9 protein-coding genes and 1 tRNA gene are annotated in these 6,864 nt (G+C 50.2%); all 10 read left to right on the top strand.

What is annotated here, in order from left to right; genetic code table 11:
* The coding region (gene ybgC / locus ABYP33_RS16605) for a tol-pal system-associated acyl-CoA thioesterase (protein WP_373092266.1) at positions 1-459 on the top strand (459 nt) is incomplete at its 5' end.
* A gap of 24 nt (positions 460-483) precedes the next feature.
* Positions 484-1,158, top strand: a complete 675-nt coding sequence (gene tolQ, locus ABYP33_RS16600) for a protein TolQ (RefSeq protein ID WP_373092265.1) — start codon at positions 484-486, stop codon at positions 1,156-1,158.
* 11 nt (positions 1,159-1,169) lie between these two features.
* Positions 1,170-1,613, top strand: coding sequence for a protein TolR (gene tolR / locus ABYP33_RS16595; protein ID WP_373092264.1), 444 nt, complete (start codon positions 1,170-1,172; stop codon positions 1,611-1,613).
* A 5-nt stretch (positions 1,614-1,618) separates the two neighbouring features.
* Positions 1,619-2,398 (top strand): energy transducer TonB, encoded by a 780-nt coding sequence (locus ABYP33_RS16590; protein ID WP_373092263.1) that lies wholly within the window; start codon positions 1,619-1,621, stop codon positions 2,396-2,398.
* On the top strand, positions 2,398-3,690 hold the full coding sequence (gene tolB, locus ABYP33_RS16585) for a Tol-Pal system beta propeller repeat protein TolB (protein ID WP_373092262.1): 1,293 nt from the start codon (positions 2,398-2,400) through the stop codon (positions 3,688-3,690). The genes ABYP33_RS16590 and tolB overlap by 1 nt, the downstream gene beginning before the upstream one ends.
* Before the next feature lie 85 nt (positions 3,691-3,775).
* Complete coding sequence (locus ABYP33_RS16580) at positions 3,776-4,270, top strand: OmpA family protein (protein ID WP_373092261.1); 495 nt, start codon at positions 3,776-3,778, stop codon at positions 4,268-4,270.
* A 15-nt stretch (positions 4,271-4,285) separates the two neighbouring features.
* Positions 4,286-5,119 (top strand): tol-pal system protein YbgF, encoded by an 834-nt coding sequence (ybgF, locus tag ABYP33_RS16575; RefSeq protein ID WP_373092260.1) that lies wholly within the window; start codon positions 4,286-4,288, stop codon positions 5,117-5,119.
* Between the two features lie 68 nt (positions 5,120-5,187).
* Positions 5,188-5,838, top strand: a complete 651-nt coding sequence (gene queE / locus ABYP33_RS16570; protein ID WP_373092259.1) for a 7-carboxy-7-deazaguanine synthase QueE — start codon at positions 5,188-5,190, stop codon at positions 5,836-5,838.
* A 15-nt stretch (positions 5,839-5,853) separates the two neighbouring features.
* On the top strand, positions 5,854-6,531 hold the full coding sequence (queC, locus tag ABYP33_RS16565; RefSeq protein ID WP_373092258.1) for a 7-cyano-7-deazaguanine synthase QueC: 678 nt from the start codon (positions 5,854-5,856) through the stop codon (positions 6,529-6,531).
* A gap of 200 nt (positions 6,532-6,731) precedes the next feature.
* A tRNA-Lys gene (locus tag ABYP33_RS16560) sits at positions 6,732-6,806 on the top strand.
* Positions 6,807-6,864: the final 58 nt, after the last annotated feature.

Here is a 6,864-nt window from a genome sequence, read left to right as displayed (position 1 = left end):
TTATCGTCATTTTGGTCTCGAAATGCCCAAAAATGGCGATATTACCGAAAACGGTGGTGCGCCCTAATGGAATTCAGGCTACCCCTGCGAGTCTATATCGAGGATACGGATGCGGGTGGCATTGTTTATTATGTGAACTACTTAAAATTTATGGAACGTGCACGCACTGAATATATGCGGGCGCTGGGATTTTCTAAAACAGAAATCATGAATGACGCGCTAATGTTTGTGGTTAGCGCACTGCAGACAAAATATTTACGTCCAGCACGATTAGATGAGCAACTTATTGTTACCGCCAGAGTCTTAGCGGCGGCTCGAGTTAGCTTGCGCTTTGAACAGCGAGTTTATCGTGGTGAAGAATTGCTTTGCGATGCAGAAGTAATAGTAGCTTGCGTCGACAGCGCAACATTAAAACCAAAACGAATACCGGCGACGCTACTGGCGGCGTTACAGCATTAATACAAAAAATATCAGGAGTTAACTGTGGGACAAGAGCTTTCCATTTGGCACTTAGTGAGTCAGGCCAGTTTGTTTGTGCAGCTGATAATGATGGTGCTGTTACTTGCATCGGTGGTGTCCTGGTATCAAATTGCCAACCGGGTCATGTATTTTACTCAGGCCGAGAACGAGATGAAGCGTTTTGAATCGCGTTTTTGGTCTGGCACTGATTTGCATACTTTATATAAAGAAGGGGAAGAAAAACACGCCGTCTTCGGGATGGAGAGTGTATTTCGGGCTGGCTACAAAGAATTTACCCGCCTCGCTAAAAGGCGTCTGGACGCCGATGCCATGATGGATGCTTGTCAGCGTTCGATGCGCGTGGCGCTGTCGCGAGAAGAAGAGGCGATGGAGCGTGGCCTGCCATTCTTGGCTACCGTGGGGTCGACTAGCCCTTATGTTGGCTTGCTCGGTACAGTGTGGGGAATTATGGGTTCGTTCCACGGCTTAGGTCAGGTGCAACAAGCGACCTTGGCAACCGTGGCTCCCGGTATTTCTGAAGCGCTTGTCGCGACCGCAATGGGTTTGATTGCCGCAATACCCGCAGTGGTGTGTTACAACCGTTTTTCTTCCAAGGTCGATTCCCTCGCAGGTAAGTACGATACCTTCTCGGAAGAGTTCTCCAGTATTTTACACCGCCAGATTCACTCGCGGGATTGAGGGGAACGGCTATGTCGCGGCGAAATAAGCGTAAGCCAATGTCGGACATCAATGTGGTTCCCTACATTGATGTTATGTTGGTGCTATTAATTGTATTCATGGTGACGGCGCCAATGCTGGTGCAAGGTGTGCAAGTTGAGTTGCCCCAGGCGTCTACCGAGCCGGTGCCTCCGACTGACGACGACCCTATTGTCGTTTCGGTAGATAAACAGGGTAAATACTACGTGACCCTCGGCGACCCGAGCAAGCAGGGCGAGCCAGCGGAATTGGCGGATATTGGTGACAAAATTAGCAAGATTTTGCGTAATAGGCCCAAAACGCCGGTGATGGTGAAGGGGGACGGCGCGGTTGATTATTCGGCGGTAGTTGCAGCGATGGCGGTTTTGCAGGGTGCTGGCGCAACATCGATAGGTTTGATTACCGAGGAACCTCAATCGCGCAGTGGAGCGAAGTAAGCGCGATGACAGATATTAAACTGCTTCCCGCAGCGGTCACCGTCAGTCTGCACGCTGGCATAATCGCGTTATTGCTGTTCGGTATACCGGCTGTGCAGGATACCAAGCCCCTGGAAGCGCGGCCGTTGGCAATACAGGCGAAACTGGTAATTGAGAAACCGGTCAGTCGGCCGGCACCGGCTAAGCCCGTGGCGAAACCAACGCCGAAGCCCGTGGTCAAACCGGCACCGAAGCCAGAACCGATCAAAAAGCCGGAGCCGAAACCGACGCCGCCACCACCAAAACCGAAGCCGGTGCCGCAGGTCAAAAAGCCTGAACCGAAAGGGCCGACACCAGAGGAAATTCGTAAAAAAAAGGAGCAGGAAAAAGCGCGGGAAGCGGCTAAGCAGCGCGCCCTAGAGGAAGAAATTCGTCGCGAGCAGCAAAAAGAGTTGGCTGATGCGCTAGCGTCAGAAGATGACGTGGTCGAAGACGGTGAATTGGCATCGACTTATGCCGATTTGATTACGACCTTAATTTCTAATAATTGGACGCGGCCTCTGTCAGCCAGAAACGGCATGCAGACCACGATCCAGATTATGACGACGCCCACCGGCGAAATCGTTGGGCATACGATTACCAGAGGCAGTGGTGATAGTGCTTTTGATTTATCGGTAACCCGAGCGGTCACCCGTTTAGGCAAAATAGAAGAGCTGGCTGAGCTGGCCCGCAAAGATCCGTCGGCGTATGAGAAGAATTTCCGACGATTTACGATTAATTTCTCACCCCAAGATTTGAGGCGGTAATGTTTAAACAAATCGTTACAGTGTTAGCACTAGTGCTTGCCAGCAATTTCGCAATAGCTGATCTCACTATTGAAATTAATAAGGGCAAGGATGATCCGGTACCGATTGCCATTGTGCCCTTCGGCTGGCAGCCCGGCGTGGCAGTGGCAGAGGATGTTGCGTCTATCATTGAGATGGATTTACATCGCAGCGGTCAGTTCGCGCCCTTGAGTCGAGGCGATATGCTCGGGCGGCCGCGCAATGCCAGTGAAGTCTATTATCGCGACTGGAAGAGTCTGGGTGTCGACTATGTGGTAGTGGGTTCACTAACTCAGGACGGGCCCAGTGCGCTGACGGCGCATTATGAACTTTTAGACGTTAATACTCAGCGTGTGATCCTAACGGGCACGGAATCAGTGAGTGTGGACAGGCCGCGTTACCTCGCGCACACCGTTAGCGACAAAATATATGAAAAACTCACAAATATTCGCGGTGCATTTAGGACGCAACTGCTTTATGTTTCCGCTGTTCGCGAAGGGGGCAATCGAACCCGCTTCCGGTTGCTGAAAAGCGACATCGATGGAGCCAATGAATCGGTACTTTTTGACAGTCGAGAGCCAATTATGGCACCGACTTGGGCTCCCGACGGCAAGACAATCGCCTATGTATCTTTTGAAACTAGCAGGCCTGCAATCTATACGCAGAACCTGCTAACGGGGGTGCGTAAGCAGTTGACCTCGTTTAGAGGTTTGAATAGTTCTCCGGTATTTTCACCGGATGGAACGCAAATGGCAATGGTATTGTCGAAGGACGGCAGTCCCGATATATATGTGATGGATTTGGCTAGCGGCAGTTTGCAGCAGGTAACCAATCATTTTGCTATTGATACTGAGCCGGCCTGGATGCCAGACGGGAAATCGTTAATATTCACGTCTGACAGAGGCGGTAAACCGCAGATTTATAAGGTCCAACTGGGCAGCGGTGCGGTAGATAGAATGACATTTATAGGTGACTATAATGCGCGGGCAAGAGTACTGCCCGACGGTCTGGGATTAGTGTTAGTGCATAGAAATCGCGGTAATTTTCATATTGCAGTACAGGATTTGAAACGTAACCGTGTTGAAATTCTCACTACCACTAATTTGGACGAGTCACCTAGTGTAGCGCCAAACGCCAGTATGTTATTGTATGCAACGCAGTACGATGGTAAGGGTGTGTTGGCGGCAGTATCGATAGACGGTGGAGTGAAGTATCGCTTGCCGTCGCGATTCGGGGATGTGCGCGAACCGGCTTGGTCGCCTTTTCTTCAATGATGTAGTAGCCGGGAAAGAAAGGCCGGGCAGACAAAATTAATTGTGTGTCCGGAAGTGTGTAATCAAAATTTGACGGGAAAATGCCATGAAATACCAAGCAAAAAATATGTTTTTGGGTGTAGCTTTCTTCAGCGTACTGTTGGCTGGTTGTGCATCAACTGATACCGATAGCAGTGGCCAGGAAGGTGCTGATACTGTTAGTACTTACACTGAGTCTGCTGATGCGAATGCTTCTGCGTACGATACCCAGGACATGATGAATCTCGAAACGGTTTTCCATTTCGAATTCGACCAAGCCACTTTGACTGCTAAGGCTCGTAAAGCTCTGGACGCACAAATTGTTCGTCTGAAGAAAACTACTGGTCCTGTGCGTCTGGAAGGTCATGCTGACGAACGCGGTACCCGTGAATACAACATCGCTCTAGGCGAGCGTCGTGCCAATGCTGTTGCAGATTACATGGCAATTAATGGCATTCCGCGCTACCGTATTGAGACTGTTAGCTACGGCGAAGAGCGTCCAGTTGCATTTGGCCAGTCTGAAGCAACTTACTCTCAGAACCGTCGCGTTGAACTAAAGTAATTTAAAGGCGTACTGATGCAGTTTACAAAACCACTGTTCTTATTGCTGCCGGCGGCTTGCCTGTCGGCGCAACTTTGGGCTCAGGCCCCAGTTGTTGATATGAACTCTCCGCGAGCGGGTGCTGAATCCAGTCGCAGTATGCAGGGGGAGATCTACCAGCAGTTACAGCAGCTTCGTCGAGAAATGATGACGTTGCGGGGGATGGTGGAAGAGCAAGAGCATCAGATCAGCCAGCTAAAACAGCAGGGCTTAGATCGCTATATTGATCTAGATCGCCGTTTGGGTTCGCTAACCACTGGCGCCGCTGGCGCCGTGGTTGGCAGCTCTTCTACGGTAGCCAATGCCGCTGTAGATGCTGGAAGTGACACTGGTATTACAGGTGAGGCAACTGGTGCCGCAGTAATGGGCGCAGAGGTTGTTAATCCCTCAGCAGATAGCGCTGCCCCCGCCGTTGCAAGTAACGGCAATGAATCATCCGATTATACCGACGCTTACGCTTTGGTGAGAAGTGGCAATTACGATCAAGCCATCACGTCTTTTTTGGCGTATGTTGAGCGCTACCCCTCAGGTCGCTACACGCCTAATGCGTGGTATTGGCTGGGTGAACTCTACGTTGCGGTTAAACCCCAGAATTTAAAGGCTGCAACTGACGCCTTTCAGTATTTGCTAAGTAAATACCCCGACCACGATAAAGTCCCCGCGGCCATGTATAAACTGGGCACGGTTTACTTTTTGAATGGCAATAAGCAAAAATCCCAAGAATTACTGACCCATGTTATTGACCGTTACGGCAGTACCGGTAACTCTGCAGTGAACAAATCACGGGAATTTCTCCGTAAGAATTTCTGATTGTTCGCGGAGCCAAAGCTTGCGCGGCTGGTCTCCGGGAGCAATCCAGTATCCGGTAGCCAGTGCTAATGAAAGCGAACACCCTTCGTATTACTGAAATATTTTACTCTCTGCAGGGCGAGTCTCGTACTTTGGGCTTACCCACAGTATTTGTGCGCCTTACTGGTTGCCCTTTGCGCTGCGTTTACTGTGATACTGAGTATGCCTTTCATGGTGGCGAGCGTCGCGAATTGGACGATATCCTCGCTGAAATAGCGCAGTATTCGCCCCGCTACATATGTGTTACTGGTGGTGAACCGCTAGCGCAGCCCGAATGCCTAAGCTTGCTCACCGCGCTCTGTGACGCAGGCTATGAGGTGTCATTAGAAACCAGTGGCGCCCTACCAATAGAAAAGGTTGATGCGCGGGTTTCTCGGGTAATGGACTTAAAAACTCCCGCGTCAGGTGAAATGCACCGCAATCTTATGGATAATATCCCCTTTCTTACCGACCATGACCAGGTTAAGTTCGTGCTGTGTAATCGTGAAGATTACGACTGGGCGCGATTTCAACTCGATAGTTACCAGCTGAATAAACGTGCTGGCGAGGTGTTGTTCTCGCCTAGCTTTGGCCAGCTTAGTGCCACCGATTTGGCAAACTGGATAGTCGCAGATAATCTCCCTGTGCGCTTTCAAATGCAATTACATAAAATATTGTGGAATGACGCCGCAGGGCATTAGTAACGAGGATGTGTTTTGCAAAAGAAAGCAGTTGTACTGGTTTCCGGTGGCTTAGACAGCGCTACGGTATTGGCTCAGGCAATAAAAGCAGGGTATGAATGTTATGCCCTGGCATTTGATTATGGTCAGCGGCACCGCGCCGAATTAGTTGCCGCAAAGCGTGTGGCCGAAACTGGTGGTGCCAAAGCGTTTAAGATTATCACTCTAGATTTAAGTAGCATTGGCGGCTCTGCCTTGACCGATATGAATATCGCTGTGCCCGACGCAGGGGTTCTCGGGATCCCGGTGACTTATGTACCGGCTCGTAATACCGTATTTTTGTCGATTGCGCTTGGCTGGGCTGAGGTTCTTGATGCTAATGACATATTTATCGGTGTGAACGCAGTGGACTACTCGGGCTATCCAGATTGTCGCCCAGCCTTTATAGAGGCCTTCGAGACCCTAGCGAATGTCGCGACCAAGGCCGGAGTGGAAGGGCATGGCATGCGCATCCACACCCCCTTAATGGCACTCAGTAAGGCGGATATCGTCAAGTTAGGTACTGGCCTAGGTGTTGATTACGGGCAAACAGTGTCCTGTTATCGGGCGAATACCGAAGGCGAAGCCTGTGGGCGATGCGACAGCTGCCATCTTCGTCGCGAAGGTTTTCTGCAAGCTGGCGTCGCTGATCCCACCCGATACCACAAACTGTAATAAAACTGCTTTTTTTAGTGTGTTGCGGTTGTTTTTTCTTTTGAAATCCGTATTATAGGCGCCTCTTTCGGGGTCACTGAAAAGACGCAATTTTGGCGATTAATCAGTGATTTAGGTCTGGTAAATAATACTGGATTCATTCGGAAGATAGCATTACAATGCGGCCCCCGGAACTCGCGGGTAGCGTAGTAAGAGAATATGGGCCGTTAGCTCAGTGGTAGAGCAGTTGGCTTTTAACCAATTGGTCGATGGTTCGAATCCATCACGGCCCACCATTTTCTCTAAAGATATCAAAGCGTTGCATTTATGCAGCGCTTTTTTTTCGTCTGGACT

Origin of the sequence: Zhongshania sp., assembly GCF_041584495.1 — a bacterium.
Taxonomy (GTDB): domain Bacteria; phylum Pseudomonadota; class Gammaproteobacteria; order Pseudomonadales; family Spongiibacteraceae; genus Spongiibacter.
The sequence above is the reverse complement of the archived record's forward strand: the minus strand, read 5'-3'. Positions and strand labels throughout refer to the sequence as shown.